General features: G+C 64.2%; 18 protein-coding genes. All 18 read right to left on the reverse strand.

Annotated elements, in window-relative coordinates; genetic code table 11:
• Nucleotide 1: 1 nt before the first annotated feature.
• Nucleotides 2-988, reverse strand: a complete 987-nt coding sequence (locus ACP7AR_RS06680) for a Gfo/Idh/MocA family oxidoreductase (protein WP_426187666.1) — start codon at nt 986-988, stop codon at nt 2-4.
• Nucleotides 985-2,082: a DegT/DnrJ/EryC1/StrS family aminotransferase gene (locus tag ACP7AR_RS06685; RefSeq protein ID WP_426183989.1), complete on the reverse strand. Its 1,098-nt coding sequence runs from the start codon at nt 2,080-2,082 to the stop codon at nt 985-987. The genes ACP7AR_RS06680 and ACP7AR_RS06685 overlap by 4 nt, the downstream gene beginning before the upstream one ends.
• Nucleotides 2,079-2,690, reverse strand: coding sequence for a DapH/DapD/GlmU-related protein (locus ACP7AR_RS06690; protein WP_426183991.1), 612 nt, complete (start codon nt 2,688-2,690; stop codon nt 2,079-2,081). Before ACP7AR_RS06690 ends, ACP7AR_RS06685 begins: the two co-directional genes overlap by 4 nt.
• A complete protein-coding gene (locus ACP7AR_RS06695) occupies nt 2,687-3,919 on the reverse strand; it encodes a glycosyltransferase family 4 protein (protein ID WP_426183993.1) in 1,233 nt (410 codons plus the stop codon). The genes ACP7AR_RS06690 and ACP7AR_RS06695 overlap by 4 nt, the downstream gene beginning before the upstream one ends.
• Nucleotides 3,916-4,320: a DUF2304 domain-containing protein gene (locus ACP7AR_RS06700; RefSeq protein WP_426183995.1), complete on the reverse strand. Its 405-nt coding sequence runs from the start codon at nt 4,318-4,320 to the stop codon at nt 3,916-3,918. Before ACP7AR_RS06700 ends, ACP7AR_RS06695 begins: the two co-directional genes overlap by 4 nt.
• Nucleotides 4,317-5,045 (reverse strand): glycosyltransferase family 2 protein, encoded by a 729-nt coding sequence (locus tag ACP7AR_RS06705; RefSeq protein ID WP_426183997.1) that lies wholly within the window; start codon nt 5,043-5,045, stop codon nt 4,317-4,319. The genes ACP7AR_RS06700 and ACP7AR_RS06705 overlap by 4 nt, the downstream gene beginning before the upstream one ends.
• Before the next feature lie 32 nt (nt 5,046-5,077).
• A complete protein-coding gene (locus tag ACP7AR_RS06710) occupies nt 5,078-7,018 on the reverse strand; it encodes a DUF6541 family protein (RefSeq protein ID WP_426183999.1) in 1,941 nt (646 codons plus the stop codon).
• Nucleotides 7,015-7,752, reverse strand: a complete 738-nt coding sequence (locus tag ACP7AR_RS06715) for an ABC transporter ATP-binding protein (protein WP_426184001.1) — start codon at nt 7,750-7,752, stop codon at nt 7,015-7,017. Before ACP7AR_RS06715 ends, ACP7AR_RS06710 begins: the two co-directional genes overlap by 4 nt.
• Complete coding sequence (locus tag ACP7AR_RS06720) at nt 7,749-8,687, reverse strand: ABC transporter permease (RefSeq protein WP_426184003.1); 939 nt, start codon at nt 8,685-8,687, stop codon at nt 7,749-7,751. Before ACP7AR_RS06720 ends, ACP7AR_RS06715 begins: the two co-directional genes overlap by 4 nt.
• 108 nt (nt 8,688-8,795) lie before the next feature.
• Nucleotides 8,796-10,280: a hypothetical protein gene (locus tag ACP7AR_RS06725; RefSeq protein ID WP_426184005.1), complete on the reverse strand. Its 1,485-nt coding sequence runs from the start codon at nt 10,278-10,280 to the stop codon at nt 8,796-8,798.
• On the reverse strand, nt 10,250-10,948 hold the full coding sequence (locus ACP7AR_RS06730; RefSeq protein WP_426184007.1) for a cytidylyltransferase domain-containing protein: 699 nt from the start codon (nt 10,946-10,948) through the stop codon (nt 10,250-10,252). The genes ACP7AR_RS06725 and ACP7AR_RS06730 overlap by 31 nt, the downstream gene beginning before the upstream one ends.
• Nucleotides 10,945-11,991 carry a nucleotidyltransferase family protein gene (locus ACP7AR_RS06735; RefSeq protein ID WP_426184009.1) on the reverse strand — a complete coding sequence of 349 codons (1,047 nt, stop codon included), beginning with the start codon at nt 11,989-11,991 and terminating at the stop codon, nt 10,945-10,947. Before ACP7AR_RS06735 ends, ACP7AR_RS06730 begins: the two co-directional genes overlap by 4 nt.
• A complete protein-coding gene (locus tag ACP7AR_RS06740; protein WP_426184011.1) occupies nt 11,984-12,631 on the reverse strand; it encodes an acetyltransferase in 648 nt (215 codons plus the stop codon). The genes ACP7AR_RS06735 and ACP7AR_RS06740 overlap by 8 nt, the downstream gene beginning before the upstream one ends.
• Nucleotides 12,624-13,718, reverse strand: a complete 1,095-nt coding sequence (gene neuB / locus ACP7AR_RS06745; protein ID WP_426184012.1) for an N-acetylneuraminate synthase — start codon at nt 13,716-13,718, stop codon at nt 12,624-12,626. Before neuB ends, ACP7AR_RS06740 begins: the two co-directional genes overlap by 8 nt.
• Entirely contained in the window at nt 13,715-14,878 is a 1,164-nt protein-coding gene (neuC, locus tag ACP7AR_RS06750) for a UDP-N-acetylglucosamine 2-epimerase (protein WP_426184014.1), read from the reverse strand. The genes neuB and neuC overlap by 4 nt, the downstream gene beginning before the upstream one ends.
• Nucleotides 14,875-16,032, reverse strand: coding sequence for a LegC family aminotransferase (locus ACP7AR_RS06755; RefSeq protein ID WP_426184016.1), 1,158 nt, complete (start codon nt 16,030-16,032; stop codon nt 14,875-14,877). The genes neuC and ACP7AR_RS06755 overlap by 4 nt, the downstream gene beginning before the upstream one ends.
• Nucleotides 16,029-17,024 (reverse strand): GDP-mannose 4,6-dehydratase, encoded by a 996-nt coding sequence (locus tag ACP7AR_RS06760; protein ID WP_426184018.1) that lies wholly within the window; start codon nt 17,022-17,024, stop codon nt 16,029-16,031. The genes ACP7AR_RS06755 and ACP7AR_RS06760 overlap by 4 nt, the downstream gene beginning before the upstream one ends.
• 30 nt (nt 17,025-17,054) lie before the next feature.
• On the reverse strand, nt 17,055-19,766 hold the full coding sequence (locus tag ACP7AR_RS06765; protein WP_426184020.1) for an LGFP repeat-containing protein: 2,712 nt from the start codon (nt 19,764-19,766) through the stop codon (nt 17,055-17,057).
• Nucleotides 19,767-19,771 lie beyond the last annotated feature (5 nt).

Here is a 19,771-nt window from a genome sequence, read left to right on the forward strand (position 1 = left end):
CTCAGATGACGACGGAGTTGCCGGTACGCGCGGATTCCAGGGCGGCCTCGATGACCGCGAGAGTCCGCTGCCCCTGCGCCATAGTGACGACGTCCGTCTGCTGTCCGAGCACTGCGTCGCGGAAGGCCTCCTGCTCGACGCGCAGCGGCTCACGCTTGGCGAATGCATAGCGCGTGACGTCTCCTTCTGAGACTCCGCGAAAGGACGACACGGATTCCCACTCCAGCGGGATCGTGCCATTGGCGTAGAAGGTGAGATCTCCGGTCGAGGTGTCGGCGACGAACGCGCCCTTCTCGCCCGTCACCACCGTAAGACGCTCCTTCATGGGGCTCAGCCAGTTCACGATGTTGTTCACGATCACACCAGATGCCGTGCGTCCGGTGATCGTGATCATGTCCTCGTATTCGCGACCGCTTTTGAACGCTGTCTGTGCGAACAGGCGCTCGTAGTCGCTCTGCACGACCCAGGCCGTAAGGTCCACGTCGTGCGACGCAAGATCTTTGGCGACTCCGACGTCCGCAATCCGCGCCGGGAAAGTGCCCTGTCTTCGAGTCGCGACCTGGTAGACAGCACCCAACTCCCCCGCCTCTATCCTACGACGAGCTTCCTGCAGCGCAGGATTGAACCGCTCGATGTGGCCGACAGCGCCGATGAGACCGGCGTCAGCGAAGGCATCCACCATTCGCTGACCCGCCTCGAGCGTGTGGGCGATCGGCTTCTCCACAAGCGTGTGCACTCCAGCGGCAGCCAGCTTGAGCGCAGCATCCTCGTGGAACCGAGTGGGGACGGCTACCACGGCGATGTCGATGCCTGCGGCGATCAGCGCATCGATGTCGGGAAGGATCTGCAGGTCGCCGGCGACGCCGTGCGGGTCGCCACCGGGGTCGGCGATCGCTACGAGGTCGACGCCGTCGATCTCGCGCAGCACCCGCGCGTGGTGTCGGCCCATCATGCCGACGCCGAGGAGTCCGGCGCGCAGAGTCATCAGGCCCCCGCCCCTGCGACGGCGTTCACCGCGGCGACGATACGAGCCAGGTCGTCCTGGCTGAGCGACGGGTGCACCGGAAGAGACACGACCTCGCGAGCCGCGCGCTCGGTCTCCGGGAGGTTCAACCCCGGCGCGTACGCCGCCAGGGATGGCAGGCGGTGGTTCGGGATCGGGTAGTACACGCCCGCACCGACGTTATGTTCATCCTTGAGAGCCTTGACGAACCCGTCGCGGTCCTCGAGGACACGTACCGTGTACTGGTGATACACGTGCACCGCGCCTTCTGCCACCGGCGGGACGACCACACCATGCAGGTTGGCATCGAGGAACGCGGCATTGTCCTGACGCGTCTTCGTCCAAGCATCGACCTTGGTCAGCTGCACGCGGCCGATCGCGGCGTGGATATCCGTCATGCGGGCGTTGAATCCGACGATCTCGTTCTCGTATTGGCGTTCCATGCCCTGGTTGCGCAGCAGCTTCACGACCCGCGCAAGCTCATCGGTCGCCGTGGTGACCATTCCGCCTTCGCCACTGGTCATGTTCTTCGTCGGGTACAGGCTGAACATGGCGAAATCGCCGAACGAACCGACCGGGCGGCCGTCCAGCGCGGCACCATGCGCCTGCGCCGCATCCTCGTACAGCGCGATACCACGGGCTGCGGCCAACGCCTCGAGTTCACGCATCCGCGCCGGGTGCCCGTACAGATGCACGGGCAGGATGCCCTTGGTCTTCGGTGTGATCGCCGCGGCGACCGCCTCGGGATCGAGCGAGAACGTGTCCGGTTCGATGTCGACGAACACCGGAGTGCCGCCCGTCAGTGCAACCGAGTTGCCTGTCGCCGCGAACGTGAACGAGGGCACGATGACCTCGTCGCCGGGGCCGACACCCGCAGCCAGCAGACCGAGGTGCAGTCCGGCCGTGCCTGAGTTCACCGCGACAGAGGGGCGTCCCGGCACGAAATGCTCGGAGAACTCCTTCTCGAACGTCGCGACCTCCGGCCCCTGCGCGACCATGCCGCTGCGCAGGACACGATCGACCGCCTCGCGCTCCTCGTCGCCGATGATCGGCCTTGCCGGGGGGATGAACTCGCTCACACGATCTCCTTGCTCAATGTTCCATCTGTCTCGACGTAGCGTGCACCCGTGGAAGGGCAGACCCAGACGGCGTCCTCTTCTGCGGCGACGAGAGGAATTCCAGCCTCGCCTACCCATCCGAGGCGCCGTGCCGGAACCCCTGCGACGAGTGCGTAGGCGGGCACATCTTTGACGACCACCGCGCCAGCAGCGACCGTCGCCCACGTCCCGATCGTGACGGGGGCCACGCACGTGGCGCGCGCGCCGATCGAGGCGCCGCGCTCGATCGTGACCCCGACAGGCTTCCAGTCGTGCGCGCTCTTCAGCGAGCCATCGGCGTTGATCGCACGCGGGTAGGTGTCATTGGTGAGCACGACCGCAGGGCCGATGAAGACTCCGTCGCCGAGGGTGGCAGGCTCGTAGACCAGCGCGTAGTTCTGCACCTTGCAGTTGTCGCCCATCACGACGCCGGTGCCGATGTATGCGCCGCGTCCGACGATGCAGTTCTCGCCCATCGTGACTCCCTCGCGCACCTGGGCAAGATGCCAGATAGATGTGCCGTCCCCGAGGGTGGCTTGGGGCGAGACATCGGCAGAATCGACGATGCGCACGGATGCGGGTTGAGTCACGTTGAGGGCCTTTCGCGTCCGCTTGAGGTGGCTCCGGAAGCGCCTTTCAGCTTACCCGTCCTGCCATGCACGACCTGAGAGATCGCCTCAGCGACACGGTCGGCGACGGCGTTCAAGGACACATTCTCGCGCGCCCATGCCGCTCTGCGGGGACGCATGAGATCTCGCGTGCCGTCCTCGACTTCAGCCAACAGTTCGCGCATCCCGGCCGCCACTGCATCCGGGGAGAACTCAGCAGCACGGCCCAGCGTCGCCATACGGACGAGATCGGCGCCGGTATCAGGCCCGGCAAACAGCACTGGCGTGCCGACCGCCGCCGCCGCATACGTCTTGGTCGGCTTGGCGAAGTCGTACCCGATGCCCGGCACGATGCTCACCAGAGATGCCACCGCTCCCCGGATCCAGCGGGCGGACTCTGCAGGGCTCACGACTCCGCCGAACTCCACACGTCCGGGTACGAGCTCGTCCGCGATCCGGCGGAGATCCGCTTCGACTGCGCCCTGACCGAAGAAGCGCAGCCGTACGTCGGGATGTTCGTCTGCGATCTGGGCAAATGCGCGCACGAACACCTCCGGCTGCTGCCACTCGGACATCGTGCCCGTGTATACGAAGTAACGACCGGATGCAGCGGGGATCGTGTCGGGGGTGAACACGTCGGTGTCGATGCCGTTGCCTACGGTCGTGATCCGTGCCCGATCCGCGCCGAGCGCCTTCAGGCGCTCGGTGACTTCATCAGACACGGAGATGATTCCGGAAGAGCGAGCGAGCACCGTGCGCTCCAGCATCCGCATGATTGAGATGACGAAGCGCGGGGCTCCCATTGAGATCACGCCGTCTGTCCATACGTCGGCGGCGTAGTAGACGACCGGTCTACGACGCAGCGCACCGACCAGCACGGCGATGAGGCCCGTCGTCGGTGGCGATTCGGCGACCAGCACGTCGAAACGCCGACCGATCAGACGGAAGAGCAAAGGCACGTCGAAGCTCATGTACTGCACGTACCCGCGGACGTTCCCACCCTTGTCGCGAAGCACCGGCCACCGACGGATGTCGACGTCACGCGGGTCGGCCGCATCCGGAGCGTGTTTCGGAGGCCGGGTCGTCAGGACTGTCACCACGGAATCTCGACGCGCAAGCGCTCGCGCGAGCGCCCCGAGACGGAAAGCGCCCGCGCTCACCTCGGGTGGAAAGAGGCGTGAGGCGATCAGCGCCCGGACCGGACGGGTCACGAAGCCTCATCCTCGTCGCCCGCGCCCTGCTGGTCTGGTCCCGTGCCGTAAATGCGCCGCTCCAACTCGGCGATGCGATGTTCCTCGAAGGCGGAGCGCTCTGCCAATGTCCGCAACTTCTCCTCGATCCTCGTCAACTCGGCCCCGTACTGCAGACTCACCAGGAACAGCAGGCCGATAGCGATGAAGAAGACCAGGTTCGTCGGAACGCTGATCCCGAGGATCTTTGCCGCCCACGTGAGAGTCTGCGGAAAGACCGCGATCACCAGTGCCAGAACGCCGCCTATGAACCACCAGACGGCGTGGCGTTCGCGCAGGGTACCGCGCCGCATGAGCTCGACAATCGCAACGAGCGCCAAAATCGCCGCAACGATGCCGAACGCATAAGTGACAGGATTCACGACAGATCCTCCAGACGGGCCCGCGGGCGCATCATCGCAAGGCCGAAAGCCGCGCACGCGCGGGTCAGGTATACGGCTGCCTTGAACGGATGATGAGACGGAGCGCCGGCCTGCCGCGCTCGCATCTCCACGGGGAGTTGTCGGATGACCAACCCGGCGCGGGCCGCGATGACGAGCGCTTCGATGGTGTCACCGAGATACTCGGCGGGGAACGTATCGGCGAACAATCGGACCGCGCGAGGGCCCGCGGCCTTGAACCCGCTGGTCACGTCCGTCAATGGGGTCCGCGCGACCTGGCTCATCACCCCGGCGAGCGCACGCATCGCCCACCGTCGGGGGCCACGCACGCCGTACTCCCCGACGCCAGCGAACCGCGCGCCGATCATGAGATCGGCGCGGTCTAATCCCGCGACCAGGTCACGGATCACGGCAGGATCGTGCTGCCCGTCCGCGTCGACTTGCACTACTATCTCGAACCCGTTACTTCTCGCGAAGCGGTATCCGGCTCGCATCGCACCGCCGACGCCGAGGTTGTACGGTAGCGACAGCACGACGGCTCCCGCCGCCTCGGCCCTCGCTGCCGTGCGGTCACTGGAGCCATCGTCGACCACGACCACTCGGGCGTTCGGGATCGCGAGGTGCACATCACGGACCACGTCCGCGACGGAATCCTCTTCGTTCAGCGCCGGAATGACGACGAGAACGGGCAGATCTACCGGACGCATCGTCTGAGATCTTACAGATACCGATTGTCCGGTCACGGTGCGCATCCCGTAATCCGCCACAAGGAGGCGTCACCTCGTTCGGCAATCAAATCGAAACCATCCTGACCGGCGAACTCGGTCATGCCCGGCATCAACCATCGTCCCGCACGCGCTTCCCCGGGCCCGAAGTCGAGCACGTATTGCGGAGAGCCATAGGTCTCAAGCGCATCGCACACCTCGGGGTTCTCGGCCGCGTCGCGAAGGCTCTCCCCAATCAGTGCCCACTCCTCGGTGTTGGGCGGCGACCAGGTCTTCGGGAACACGTCATAGCCGCTGAGCATGTACCCGAAGCCGCTGCCTGTCCCCGGATTGCCAATCACTCGCTCGCCCTCGGGAACGTACTCGCTCAGCGACTCAAGCAGTTCACGCTCGTCCGGGTCGAGGAAGCCGTATCGCTCCGGGTCGGCGGCATATCGCGAATCGAGTTCGAATGTGTTGTCCATATACTGCGGCATCGCCACTGGACGAAACAGCACAAGCACGAGCATTGCAGCGACCGCCACTGTAACCGCGATGACTGTCAACGAGGTCGCGTCGTTGGCGTTCGTCTTCCGCCGCTGGCGTGCCGCCAACCGGACGAGCGCGTCGAATCCGATCGCGGCAAGCGGGATCGCCACGATGGGAGCGAGCGCGGCAATCCGATAGGGATCCGCGTACCAAGCGCCCAATACGTAGTCACGAATGAACTGGTTTTCAACCGCCGCGACCAGGATGTACAGCCCGGAGATCCCTACCCAGGCCACGGCGAACCATCGATAAGCTGCATGCCTGACGGCGACAACCAATCCGAGCACCATCAGCGCGCTCACGCCAAAGGCGAACGGCATCGTCACTTGCCCGTTCAGAATCACGTCAAGGAACACCTCGAGGTTTCCGCGGAACGGATCCCAATGGGATCCACTGGTGCCTTGCGCTAGGTAGGCCCAGATGCTGACGAGCGCGATCCATGTGACGACCGCAACAGTGATGGCGCGTCGCCGCGACAAGCCGCTCGATGGGCCAAGCAGATGGAATGTGAGCCACACTGCACAGACCGCGGCCCACGGTAGGAACGCCGCGGGCTGCGAGAGGAGTAGAGCGGCTACGACGAGCATCACGAGCAGACCGCCGCGGATACTAGCGCGCACGCGGTCGCTGTTCTGGCTCCATCGGGGCAGAGCGATCACCATCGCGACGCCAGCAGGGATGAGCGCGGTGGACAGGGCGTTCGGGAAGAGCACTCCCCACTGAAACATCAGCAACGGGAACGCTTGCAGCGCCCCGGAGAACACCGCCGCGTACGCAGCAACCGTTCGGGACCCCGTGATCTCCCTAGTCAGCCAGGTGATTCCGAGCGGCCAGATCAGCGCGCCGATCACAAGCGTGAGCATATTGGCGGCGACCGTGATCTCAGCACCGGTGATCATCACGATGAGCGACGCAACCCCGTGCCATGCTGCCGGGTAGAAACTGCGTCCACCGATCACGGCATTGATGTGCAACGAAGATGCGTCGGCCGTTTCCAGGGCGAACTGGACGGCGTTCATGTGGAACACCGCATCGTTCGTCTGGGAGATGGCGGAGGGGTCGGAGATATACGCGGTCAGACGCCAGAGTCCGAAAACGATACCGATTGTGAGTGCGACGGGAAGCAACCAACGGGCGCTGCTCGATTTGCGTTCAGGAAGCCGGTGCCCGAGCAGTCGACCGAGCAGCCAGGCGACGACGGCGAGAGCGAGCGCAGCGGCCGCCCAGCTCAGCGGAGACCAGGCGATTCCGAGCGCCCCGAACACCAACGCCGCCACGCCGACGACAGCGACACCGAACACGGGTGCGGCGGCGAGCAGCGCAAGCCCCCTCAGCCCCACGCCCCACAGCGCGAAAACCCCGGGGAGGAACACCACGAGGATCGCAGCAAGCAGCACTGGAGCCTGCGCGAGCCACTCGACGATCATGCGTCCACCAGCGCGATCGCGCCCTGGACCTCACCGTCGTAGATGACTCTGCCCTTGTTGATCACGACGCCGCGGACGCACAGCTCGCGCACCATCTCCATGTCGTGACTGACGACGACGAGGGTCTTTCCCTGCGAGATGAGCTCTTCGAATTTCAATCGGCACTTCTCGCGGAACGGAGCGTCGCCGACCGAGAGGATTTCATCCACGAGAAGAATGTCGAGCTCAACATGGATGGCCACCGAGAACGCCAGGCGCATGAACATGCCAGACGAGTAATGCTTGACCTCCTGATCGATGAACTGCTCGATCTCGCTGAAGGCGACGATCTCGTCGTAGCGCGCCTCGATCTCGTGCCGCTTCATTCCGAGGATCGCGGCATTCAGGAACACGTTCTCGCGCCCGGACAGCTCGGGGTGGAAGCCTGCACCGACCTCGATGAGTCCCGCGACGCGTCCGCGGGTGAGTACCTGGCCGTCGTCCGGCTCCATAACGCCCGAGATGAGCTTGAGCAGCGTGGACTTGCCCGACCCATTCAGCCCGAGGATCGCGACGGACTCTCCCTCTCCGATCACGAGGTCGATCCCCTTGAGCGCCTCGAATTCGCTGGTCAGCTTGCGCCTCTTTATCCATGCGACGACGGTGTCCTTCAGGGAGAAGGCGTGGTTCAGTGTGAAGCGCTTACGAACGCCGTCGATGATGATGCTGGGCTTGACCGCCGTGTGCTCACTCATAGGTCTTGCGCGAACCTTCCTTCGAGGCGCCGGAACACGAGCTGACCGATCAGCAGCGTCGCGACGGCGATGAGCAGCGTCCACAACGTGTTCCAGGCGAGCCCGGGCGGAAGATCCATCAGCTGCACGCCGTCATAGTCTGACGCGGAGATCATGCCTTCGGTGGCCGGACGCCAGAATGCGTAGTGGAACAACTCGACGCCTTGCGTGATCGGGTTGAGCATGTACACCTCGACCAGCCATTGCGGCCATCCCAGCGTCTTGACGACTGCTTCCTGCACCTGAGTCCAGGAGTACAGGACAGGCGATGCCCAGGTCGCCAGCAACAGCATCAGTTCGACGATGTTCTCCGCGTCGCGGAAGCGGACGTTGATGGCTCCGAATAGCAGCCCGAGTCCGAGCGAGAAGATCATGACGATCGCCATGCCCGCGACGATCGCGAGGACTGAGACGATCGTGATATGAGTGATCCAGCCCAGCAGCAGACAGACCACAAGCAGCAGTCCCACCTGCGGGAGGAAGTGCACGAACGCCACGATCACCGCGGAAACCGCAAACAACTGCCGCGGAAGGAATACCTTCCGCACGAGCGGTGCGTTGCCCACGATCGACGTGGTGGCGTTCTTGAACCCCTCGGAGAAGAGGTTGATCACGACGATGCCCGAGAACAGGTAGACCGCGTAGTTGGGGATGCCTCGGTCAAGATTCATGAAGAGACCGAGCACTACCCAGAAGACGAGGAACTGTGCGGCGGGGCGCACGTAGGACCAGGTCCAGCCCAACACTGAGTTCCGGTATCGCGTCGTCACGCCAGTGCGGACGAGGAGGTTCAGCAGATACCGCCAGCGCACCACGTCGATAAGCCCACGGCTCTTGCCAGGGGTATCGAACTCGGAACGCGGGACGTCGGCGAAAGGATCTCGGGTATCAGTCACAGGCCCACTCAATCGGCGCGCGGCGATGGGAGCCTACGCGGGAACATCACCATTCTAGGTCAGCAGGACCTGAATGCCTGGTAGACGCCCCCGTGTCACCGATCCGCATCACTGCCCGCTCCGCTCACGACGACGCTCAGCGAGCCAGCGGGTATACGCCGCGACCGGCTCCGGTGCCCAGATGTTCGGATCAGCAGTGAAAACGGAGCGCTCGTCGGTAGGGGTCTCCCGCAGTCGCGCCACTGTCTCCGCTACGCCTGAGACGCGCGGCCCGAATGCATCGCCGATCACACTCTCGGCGAAGGCGCTGTCTCGAGCGATGACCTGACAGCCGAAGGCCCGCGCTTCGAAAAGAACGGTGCTGGCCTCTCCGATGACGACTGCGGTCCGCTTCAGAGACTCATATACATCGGGTGCGGTGTCGATCGTGATGTCCGGCGTCGCGGAGATCTGCGGATACCTCCGCGATGTCTCCGCGCGCTCACCCGGATGGGGCCTGAAGGAGATCGACCACTCGTCTCCCACGGCCCGGAGGAGGTCGGATACGAACGCGTCGGTGCCGTCAGGGTCAACTCGGGAAGACACCACGAGCAGGCTCTTGGGCCGAGTCGGCGACGCCGCGGCGGCCTGTCGCTCCAGATGCGGCTTCCCGATGGCGGTCAAGCGGCCCGGGTGGCGGATGGACTCCGACCAGTAATTGCCGAAAGTCAGCACTTCGTCTGGGAGGGCGCGCCGCAGCGACGGGTCGTCAAAGACGCGGCCGAAGTTATACGCCGCGTGCGACGGGCCAATCCACCCATGCTGAGGTTCCACGACGTACGCGCCGGCGTCTTTCATCGCTCCGAGCGTCTCCCCGTTGTACGTGTAGGAACCGTTGTCGTAAAACACGATCTTCGGCCGCATCCGGTCCAGCATGTGCCGGAGTTCGTCGAGCTGGAAGGGACGAAGGCGCTCGTTGCGTATTGCGCGCTGACCGATCGCAGCGAATGTGTCCGGCGCTTGATTCAGCCTCTGCGCGTAATCGGCGAGCAGCGACTGCGCCGCCGACGCGAACCCCGCCGCGACGGGCCTGCCCCTCTCACGCCAGCGGGAGCGTGCGGTCGCCGATTCCATGCTCAAAGTGGGACGGAAGATCGGCAGTCCTACCTGTGACGGCAGAGGTCGCGCCTGCACGACGACCGCGTCATCCGTCGCCTCGGCGAAGGCGTCGACGAGCCAGTTCCTTGCACGTCCGTTGTCCTCTGAGAGAGTGCCACCGGAGACGTAGAAGCAGACATCATGCGGCGCGGCCCTGCGGACCGCATCCCAACGGCTGGGAAAGTAACCGCGCGCCACGCGTTTCGCCTCACCCCAACGCGTCCAAGTCGATTCGGATGCGACTGTGACGCTACCGGTGTGCTGCTCTGCCAAAGCCCAGGCGATCTGCACGCGAACCTGCGCCCAGAACGGGACCGTCGTGCCCGGGAGGACTTCGAGGAGAGAGTCGGGCGCCTCATCTTCGAACTCTAGGATCGCCTTAACCGCCTCGGAGGTGCGACCATCGAGGTCTCTGGCGTCACGGTTCACAGATCCTCCCGCTGATTCATCAGCCACTCCACGATGCGGAAGTCGAACTCGCTGTCAACGTCGATCGAGCGATCGGACGGCATCTCGTAGAGAATCGTGGACGGGAAGAAGACGATCTGATCTTCGAGCAGAGCGTCGCGACGCCATACGTAGATCGAGCCGTTCATATCGAAGCAGCGTGGCGCATCTTGCCGCCGTAGGACGGCGTCGTCCGGTGCTTTGCTCACCGCGACCGTGCCGTCTGGCTGTTCTTCCACGAGGTTGAAGTAGGGATTTCGGCGAGCCTCTGCTCCTGTGATGAGCGAGTCGACATCAGCGTCCTCGAACATCCGAACTGCAACCCGGATGTCGTCGACAGTGCGCAGCGGGCTCGTCGCGTCGAGGTCCACGCACACGTCGTACAGAGCACCGGTTCGTTCCTCGGTCGAACGTACGGCATGAGCGATCGCCGGCACCTTCCCCGCTGTGTCCGTCGCCATCTCTGCTGGACGCCGTACGACCCCGGTGGCACCGAACGAGGGTGCCAGGGTAAGAATGTCTTCGGAATCGCTTGACACCACGACTTCGTCGAACAGCCCCGACGCAACTGCCTGCGCCACCGAATGACCGAACAGCGGCCGGCCTGCGACGACCCGCAGGTTCTTTCCCGGCACACCCTTCGAACCGGCTCGCACCGTGATCGTGCAGATCCTCATCGCCGACTCCGTTCCCACGCCTGACGCGCGCGCTCGAGATCCTCCGGGCGTCCTACGTCGATCCACTCCTCGTGAATCTCGAACGCCCCCACCTTTCGGCCGTCATCCATGAGCCGCGCCAGCAGCGTCGGCATGTCGCAGTACTCGTCGGGCGCGAGCAGATCAAGCGCGCGCGGGTCCAGTACGTAGATGCCCGCGCTCACCAGCTCGCTGTGATATGGCTTCTCAGCGAGTGCAGTGACGATGTCACCCTCCCGCCGGATCACCCCGTAGGGGATCTCGAATCCGTACTCCCGTGCCCCGATGGTCGCGGACGCGGCGGCCTCTGTGTGGAATGCGAGCATTCTTCGAAGATCCACCATTGTGAGCAGATCCGAGTTCATCACCACGAAGGGCTCAGCGATCGCGTCGAGAAGCTGCGCCAGTGCACCGGCCGTACCCAGCGGTGCGGGCTCGTGGAGGTACGTGATCTCCAGGCCGCGGGAGCTCCCGTCACCGAGGTGCTCCTCGATGAGGTGACCGAGGTGATTCACAGACACGTGGATCCGGCGGAACCCCTGATCGTGCAGCCGGCCGAGAATGATATCGATCATCGGCACGTCACCGAGGGGCACAAGCGGCTTGGGGATGTCCTTGGTGATCGGATAGAGCCTCTGCCCCCGGCCTCCGGCCATCAGTACCACGGGAGTGTTCAGTGGGGTGGCGATGTGCGCCAGCTCGCCGACCACGTCGACCATTCGGCCGTCGCCGTCCACGACCGCGACCACGCGGATGCCGCGGGTCGCCTTCAGAGCATCCACATCCTCCTGGCTCGCTGTCGGAGAGACCGAAGCAGGGTGGCGATTCATCACCGTATCCACGCGCGCATCCAAAGATGTCCCCGCCAACAATCCTCGACGGATGTCGCCATCGCTGACAGCGCCCACGAGCCGCCCGTCAGCGTCCTCGACGAAGACCACCTGAACAGCACCGCGATCGAGTTGCATGAGCGCGGCGCGAATACTCGTCTCCGGCGCGACGACGAGAATGCCTCTGTCAATCATTCTCTGTCGTCCTCAACTCTTGGAACGGCCGTGCGGGTACGCCCACGACGGTGGCGTCTGCGGGCACCGAGTGGGTGACGACCGCACCCGCGCCGACGACACTCCCCGACCCTACCGTCAGTCCTTGGAGGACCATTGCTCCCATTCCGATGTGGGCGCTCGCCTCGATCACGACGTCCCCGGCCAGGAGGGCGCCGGGAGCGACATGGACGTGCTCGCCTATCGCCGTGTCGTGTTCGACGATCGCGCCCGAATTGATCAGCGCACCCGTTCCGATCTGCGCACCCGCGTTGATGACGGCGCCCGCCATCACCTGCACACCGGCAGGCAAGGACACAGAAGGATCGATGAATGCACGCGGGTGCACGATCGTCACGACGGTGAACCCTCGTGAGGTCGCTGCCAAGTGCAGTCGACGTCGCGCCGCAGTGGATGAGACGGAACCCATGGCGTTGACGATGTCGACCTCGCGTGGGTCGAGTTCGTCGAGAGACTCGTCGCCACCAAGATGAGCAAGCCCAGAGAGTCGCTCCGAAGGTTCGGGGGCGAGGTAACCGTACGCGCTTACGCCTGACATCGCGAGCGCCGCGAGCACCGAGCGCGCGTGCCCTCCTGCGCCGAGAAGTACGAGATCAGCCATCGATGAGCTCACCACGGCGGTAGTCACGGGATGCAGGCGCACCCACCACATCCCAGAAGTCGAACGAGGTACGCCCGCTTGCCGGGCGGAAGCACGCGACGTCGACGTCAGCGATGATCGCCCCCTCTTTGATATCGGTGGTCGCCACCAGGCTACGTCGGACAACCGCACGGTTGCCTTCCTCCACCGGCTGACATCTCTTCTCAGTTGACCCCAGCATCACCGGCACGCGACGGAGGTCGGCGACGTAGTCTCGCAAGCCATCGGGGTCGAGGGACGCCGCATGATCGGGGCCTTCGGCCCGCACGTCGAAGGTGAAGTGCTTCTCGACGACCGTGGCACCGAGCCCGACGGCAAGCACCGACGCGAGCGATCCGAGCGAATGGTCGGAGTAGCCGACCTGATGCCCGAAGGTCGTGGCGATGGTCTGCATCGCGCGTAGGTTCAGATGCTCGTCGGCGGCGGGATACTCCGTCGTGCAATGAAGGATCGTGACATGCTGCGCGAACGCGACTTCGTCGTTGCGGCGCTGCCATGCGTTCTCCAGAACGTCATCCGTGAGCCGTACGGCGTCAAGCTGCCCCTGCGATTGCAACAGCCCCGCGGCGATGAAGCGCAGCGCACGCTCGATCTCGGCCATCTCCGCCATCCCAGTGGACAAGATGACCGGCAACCCGGTCCGACCAGCTGCGACCAGAAGCGGCGCGAAGGTCAGGTCACCGGATGCGATCTTGACCTTGGGGATCCCCAGCTCGGTGACGAGGAAGTCGAGGCCCGCGATGTCGAATGCGGTCGAGAGGAACTCGATACCGCGAGACTCACAGCGATCGCGAAGGCGTCGGAAGTCTGCATGGCTCAGCTCCAGTTGGCGGAGCAGGTCATGCTGCGAACGACGATCATCATCGGACGTGCGCTGGTAGGCGGCCAGCTCGGCGCTCTCAAGCGCGAGGCTGTCTGCCGAGAACGTCTGAAACTTCACCGCATCAGCACCGGCAGACGCCGCGAGGTCTACGAGCTCCTCTGCCGTGGTGACGGAGCCGTTGTGATTCACTCCGGCTTCAGCGATCACGAAAACATGTTCGGTCATGATCCCGATCCCTCCTCGAGGTCGTGGAATTTCTTGCGTGGCGGCGTAGGAATCGTCGCGTCGCGTAGCGTCGCAGCAGTGCGGGCAGCGAATCCGGGGTGACCAAAGATGTCGATGTCCGACTGATCCTGCACCCCCCGGGTCGCATCTCTCAGAGCGGACGCGATGGCAGTGCGGTTGGCGTCCGGCGTGGCGACGCTGGATGCGAGCGGCCGCCCCTTCTGCCGATCTCCGACCAGTACAGACGGAGTGCCGAGTATCGGCGCCTCCAGCACGGTACTGGATGAGTTCCCGGCCACGACGGTCGCCGCTGACATGGCACTCAGATACCCGAGTTGACCGAATGATTCGACGAAGTCCACACGGTCCGCGTTGGACTCCACGAACGCCGCGATGCGCTGACGGACATCCGCGGTGCCGATGTCGGAGTTCGATCCCGTGACGACCACATGCAGCCCGTCCACGTCGAGGAGAGCGACGAGGAGCTCCTCCAACACGACCTCAGGAGCATCGACGTCCATCACAGCAGGGTGGAACGTCACGAGCGCGGTCGGCTGCGGAAGCCGGATGCCGAAGCGCCGCTCCACCTCCTCCCGAGGAAGAAGTTCGAGCGCGCTTAGTGCGTCGACGATCGGTGCCCCGTGGAAAAACACCCGGTCTGGCTGCTCGCCCAGTTGGATCACGCGTCGACGATGGTCTTCGGTCGACGTGAAATGGAGGTAAGCCATCTTGGTTATCGAGTGGCGCAGCGCGTCATCCATTGCGCCCTCGGTGAGTTCTCCACCGTGGATGTGCGCCAGCGGAACCGAAACGATCGTCGCTGCAGCTGCCGCCGCGAATGCCTCGAGACGGTCACCCAGGACGACGAGGATGTCCGGGGCAAGGTCGGTCAGCACACGCGCGTAGCGCGGCAGCGCGTTGCCGACGTCTTCGGCCGCGCTCAACCGGCTGTCGTCTGTTGACCAGATCGGAACGGATGCAGCGACCCTGAGGCCGTCGTCTTCGATCTCCGACTCAGTGCGCCCGAAAGCGTCGCTGAGGTGTGTGCCGGTGACGATGAGTTGCAGCTCGAGCGCTTCGTCCGCCTCGATCTCCTGCAGCAGCCCTCTCAGCAGGCCGTAATCAGCGCGGGTACCGGTGAGAACAGCGATCTTCCTCATGCCGCCGCCAGGGCAGGCGAGCTCGGAATGCACACCACGCTGGCGTGAAGAGCATCAGCCACCGGAGTGGGGGCATGCGGCAGATGGCGATATGGCGCCTGCCGATGGAGAAGATTCCAGAACGGGCGACATTGCAGACCCGCATCGTTCGTGGCCTCGAGCAGCTCATCGCGCCTTTCGACTCCGCCGGTCACGCGCACTGCACAGAGCCAATAGTTGCTTTCGGTGCCGTCCGGCTCGGAGAGAAAATGCACCCCTGACAAGTCCTCAAAAGCATCCCGATAGCGATCGGCGAGCCGTCGCTTGGCCGCAAGGAACTCGGGAAGTCGTTCCAACTGCGCAACTCCGAGTGCCGCGTTGAGATTCGGCATTCGGTAGTTGTAGGCGACCTCATCGTGCTCGAACTCCCACCGGTGCGGCAGCTTGGCTGTCGTGGTGACATGCCGCGCGCGGCGCGCGAGTTCCTCATCACTCGTGAGGATCATTCCCCCGCCACCGGTGGTGAGGATCTTGTTGCCGTTGAAACTGAGGATTCCGAGGGTTCCGAATGTTCCCGTGTGTGCAGTGCCGGCACGGCTGCCGAGCGACTCGGCGGCGTCCTCGACCACTGGAACTCCGTAGGCGTCGGCAAGCGCGACCAGTTCGACGATGCGCATCGGGTGGCCAAGCGTGTGCATCGGGACGATCGCGCCGATTCGACGTCCGGTGACGCTGTTGACGAGACCGTCCGACGTAGATCGCGCGGCGACGAGCACCGCTTCCACAGCCTCGACAGAAAGACCGAGCGTCTCCTCATCGCTGTCCACGAAATACGGGTGGGCACCGGCGTGCGACACCGCGTTCGCAGTGGCGACGAACGACAGCGTAGGCACGATCACGTCGTCGCCCGCTCCGACTCCGGCAAGTTCCAGGGCCACCTGGAGTGCTGAAGTCCCGTTGGACACGGCGACACCGTATCCGGCACCGGTGAGCTCAGCGATTGATTGCTCGAACTCTCCGACGAAACTTCCCACGCTCGACACGAAGGTGGAATCGAGGCACTCCCGCACCTTCTGCTTCTCGACATCGGTGATATCTGGGATATGCAGGCCGACGAACGAGTCCTCGCCGACCACCCCACGAATCGTACGGACGAAGTCCTTGGCGTCACTCATACGACGTAGGCGTCGGTGCGGTAACGAGCCAGATTCGCCGGGTCAGTGAACCACTCGGCGGTCGCGCGCAGACCCTCGCGGAATCCGTCGACACCGTCGTACCGCGGGCTCCAGCCGAGAACCTGCTGCGCCTTCGTGTTGTCCGAGTACAGTCGCTCTACCTCGGAGTTGGCGGGGCGCAATCGGGCCGGGTCTTCGGTCGCGGTGGCGTCGATGCCCATCGCTTCCGCGATGAGATCGAACGTCTGACCGATCGAGACTTCGAACCCGACGCCGAGGTTGATGACTTCGCCCACCCCTGCCTTGCTCGTGAGCGCGGCTGTGAACCCGGACACTGTGTCGGGCACGTAAGTGAAATCGCGTGTGGGGGTGATCGCGCCGAGCTGGATCTCCCGCTTCCCAGCAGCGAGCTGACTGATGATCGTCGGGATCACAGCGCGGGCGGACTGACGCGGCCCGAAAGTATTGAAGGGACGAATCGTCACCGTGGGGAGCCCGAACGACGCATGATACGAGTTGACCATCTGATCGGCGGCGATCTTCGAGGCGGAGTACGGCGACTGGCCCTGGAGTGGGTGCCCCTCATCCATCGGCACGTAACGAGCCGTCCCATACACCTCGCTGGTGGAAGTGTGGATGAAGCGGCTGACGTCCGCGGCACGAGCGGCGTTGAGCAGGTTGAGCGTGCCCTGGATGTTCGTCTGCACGTATAGATCCGGAGCGGCGTACGAGTACGGAATCGCGATCAACGCTGCCAGATGGAGCACCGCGTCGCGGTCTCGGACCGCCGACATCATGAGCGCCGGGTCCCGCACGTCTCCTGGAAGGAACTCGATCTGAGCCGCGACCTCTGGATCGATGCCGTCGAGCCAACCGCGCGAATCGAACGAGTTATAGAGGACGAGCGCTCGGACTTCGTGTCCATCCCGGACGAGCTGCTCCGCGAGGTGTGATCCGATGAATCCGTCAGCTCCTGTGAGCAGTACCTTCATGTCTCCAGTCTATGCGCCACAGTTGAGTGTTCACTTGAACGTGGTCACTGCCGGCTTGCCCGGGGAGTAGGAGATCGTTCCTCCTGTGAAAGTCTGCGAACACGCTCCCCCAGAGCACGTCTCAGCACTGGTGGGCCAGCCGAGTTTGCCACGTAGCCAACCCGCAGCGCTATACGCCTTCATCACTGTGGACGAAGATGCGAACGTGCCTTTCGCGGACGAATGGACCCAACCGCCTTGGAACTGCTGCGCGACGCCGTTGCCGTTTCGATCTGTGACAACCTGCTCCGCCTTCATCGGCCAACCCAGTTCGCCACGGACCCATCCCGCGGCGCTGTATCCAGCCATGATCTTCGATGAAGACGAGAACGTACCCTTCGCAGATGAATGGATCCAGCCGCCTTCGAATTCCTGCGCGACGCCATTGCCCTTCGCATCAGTCACCACCTGCTCAGCCTTCACCGGCCAACCCAGGAATCCGCGGAGCCATCCTGCTGCGCTATAGCCGTTCATGATCTTCGTCGAAGACGAGAACGTTCCCCGATCCGACGCATGCATCCAACCCGCCGCGTACTTGCGCGCGAGCCCGTTCCCGTTGGAATCAGCAACGACTTGGACGCCCGCGCCAGCCGCGCCGAGCGTTCCTGCTTGCGCTGACCTCATCGTCGTCACCGTTGCCGAAGTGATTCCAAGCATCGCGACAGCCGCTTTACCCGGGGTGTACGAGATCGTTCCTCCTTCGAACGGTTGCGAGCATACCGTTCCCGAGCACGTTTCCATCCCCGTCGGCCAGCCGAGCTTGCCCCGTAGCCATCCGGCGGCGCTGTACGCCGTCATGATGGGGGCCGAAGACACGAACGTTCCTGCGTCCGACGAGTGCACCCATCCGTTTGTGAACTTCTGTGCGAGGCCACTTCCGTAGGGATCGGCCACGGTCTGAACCGTCTGCCCGACGCCTAGTGACTTCGTCACACCCGTCTGCGCGGCTGCGGCTGCTTTGATTGCGGCAGGCGTCACGCCCAACGTCATGACGGCGGCCTGACCCTTGATATAGCTGATCATGCCCCCGTTGAAGCCCTGAGCACACACCTGACCAGTGCACGTCTCCGCTCCGGTCGGCCAGCCGAGCTTGCCGCGAATCCACCCCGCAGCGCTGTATGCCTTCATCACGGTCGCCGACGACGAGAACGTCCCCTTCGCCGATGAATGGATCCAGCCGCCCTCGAATTCCTGTGCGACTCCGTTGCCGTTCGGATCAGTCACAACCTGCTCCGCCTTGGCCGGCCAACCCAGATCGCCACGCAGCCATCCTGCCGCGCTGTATCCGGCCATGATCTTCGACGACGACGAGAACGTCCCCTTCGCCGATGAGTGGATCCACCCACCCGTATACTTCCGCGCCAACCCGCTGCCGTTCGGGTCTGACACCAGCTGCACGGCGGCAAGCGGTTTGCCTAGTGCACCGGTCGCTCCCCCACGCGCGGCGTATTCCTTGTCGATCGCCCCAGGCGATACGCCGAAAGTGGTCGTGGCAGCCTCACCGCTCGCGTAGGAGATGACTCCACCTTCGAATGCCTGCGAGCAGATGCCACTCGTGCACCAACCCTGCGTCACGGGCCAGCCGAGGTCCCCGCGTAGCCATCCCGCTGCGCTATAGGCAGTCATGACCTGGGGTCGCGATGAGAAGGTTCCCTTGGCGGACGAGTGAATCCAACCACCGGCGAACTGCTGCGCTTGCCCGTTGCCGTTCGGGTCCGTGACGATCTGCACCGGTGCAGCCGGGTTGCCGAGAGCGCCGGCGGCACCGCCCATTCGCTTCCACTCGGTAGCGATGGCTCCCGTCGGTGTGTAAGCCGGCTTCTGCGTCGACCCGAACCAGTCCGTGAAGTAGTTGTAGAAGTTGCGGTTGCCGTAGCTCGAGCAGCTGTTGCCCTCACCGTATCCGGCACGAAGGGCAGCCGCGTTCGGCTGGTAAGGCGTGTAGTAGTAGAGGGCTGCAGTCGCCTTGTTCGCGACATAGACGTTCCCGCGGCCGCACGAGGCATTCGGGTGGTACAGGATGCCCCAGGTCTTACCCGGCGCGTACCACTGGAACCACTTGCCCTCCATGTAGATCTGCATCTGGCGCGCTGCGCCGTAGATCTGGTGGAAGAAGCCGACGAAGTTCGGGTCGCATGGGGCGGTGTCCGGGCAGCCCTGACCAAGCGCGCTGTCGTAACGCCACGGGCTCGGCCACGTGTGGCTGATGAGTCCCTGCTCCTTCTGGAGCATGACGATCAGCACCTGCGGGTTGATGTTGCACGACTGCGAGACGCGGTAGATGATCCGAGCCGCAGACTCGTTGGCGGCTCCCTTGTAGCCGCTGCAGTATGCGTCTGCGGGGCGAGTCACCGAGGTGATCTTGAAGTCCTTCAGACAGGTGTAGCCCGACTGGCATCGCGAGACCTTGCCGTTGAAGAAGCTCTGGATCTGCGCCTCGGTCATGGTGCTCTTGTTGGTGAACACCGCATCACTGATGATGTTTCCCGCGCTGAAGCCGGCGAGCGAAGTCTTGACGATTCCCGTCTGCGCTGGGTCGCCTGCGGTGCGCGCGAGGCTGGCGGTCGTGCTCTGCGAGGCGGATGCCGTGGCCACTGCCACCGGTGCGACAGTGCCGACCACGACAGCCGTCACAGCAACGAGGACGGTGAGGAATCGCGCGATATTGAGCGCGTTTCGAGAGCGTGGGGCAGGTCGAGACATGTGAC

The organism is Microbacterium sp. TWP3-1-2b2 (assembly GCF_049896145.1).
Classification (GTDB): Bacteria; Actinomycetota; Actinomycetes; order Actinomycetales; family Microbacteriaceae; genus Microbacterium.

Coding starts and splice junctions, on each gene's coding strand:
- ACP7AR_RS06715 (WP_426184001.1), bottom strand. CDS start 7,752: ATGAGTGAGCACACGGCGGTCAAGCCCAGCATCATCATCGACGGCGTT.
- ACP7AR_RS06710 (WP_426183999.1), bottom strand. CDS start 7,018: ATGATCGTCGAGTGGCTCGCGCAGGCTCCAGTGCTGCTTGCTGCGATC.
- ACP7AR_RS06735 (WP_426184009.1), bottom strand. CDS start 11,991: ATGATTGACAGAGGCATTCTCGTCGTCGCGCCGGAGACGAGTATTCGC.
- ACP7AR_RS06755 (WP_426184016.1), bottom strand. CDS start 16,032: ATGAGTGACGCCAAGGACTTCGTCCGTACGATTCGTGGGGTGGTCGGC.
- ACP7AR_RS06765 (WP_426184020.1), bottom strand. CDS start 19,766: ATGTCTCGACCTGCCCCACGCTCTCGAAACGCGCTCAATATCGCGCGA.
- ACP7AR_RS06705 (WP_426183997.1), bottom strand. CDS start 5,045: ATGCGTCCGGTAGATCTGCCCGTTCTCGTCGTCATTCCGGCGCTGAAC.
- neuC (WP_426184014.1), bottom strand. CDS start 14,878: ATGAGGAAGATCGCTGTTCTCACCGGTACCCGCGCTGATTACGGCCTG.
- ACP7AR_RS06740 (WP_426184011.1), bottom strand. CDS start 12,631: ATGGCTGATCTCGTACTTCTCGGCGCAGGAGGGCACGCGCGCTCGGTG.
- neuB (WP_426184012.1), bottom strand. CDS start 13,718: ATGACCGAACATGTTTTCGTGATCGCTGAAGCCGGAGTGAATCACAAC.
- ACP7AR_RS06730 (WP_426184007.1), bottom strand. CDS start 10,948: ATGAGGATCTGCACGATCACGGTGCGAGCCGGTTCGAAGGGTGTGCCG.
- ACP7AR_RS06760 (WP_426184018.1), bottom strand. CDS start 17,024: ATGAAGGTACTGCTCACAGGAGCTGACGGATTCATCGGATCACACCTC.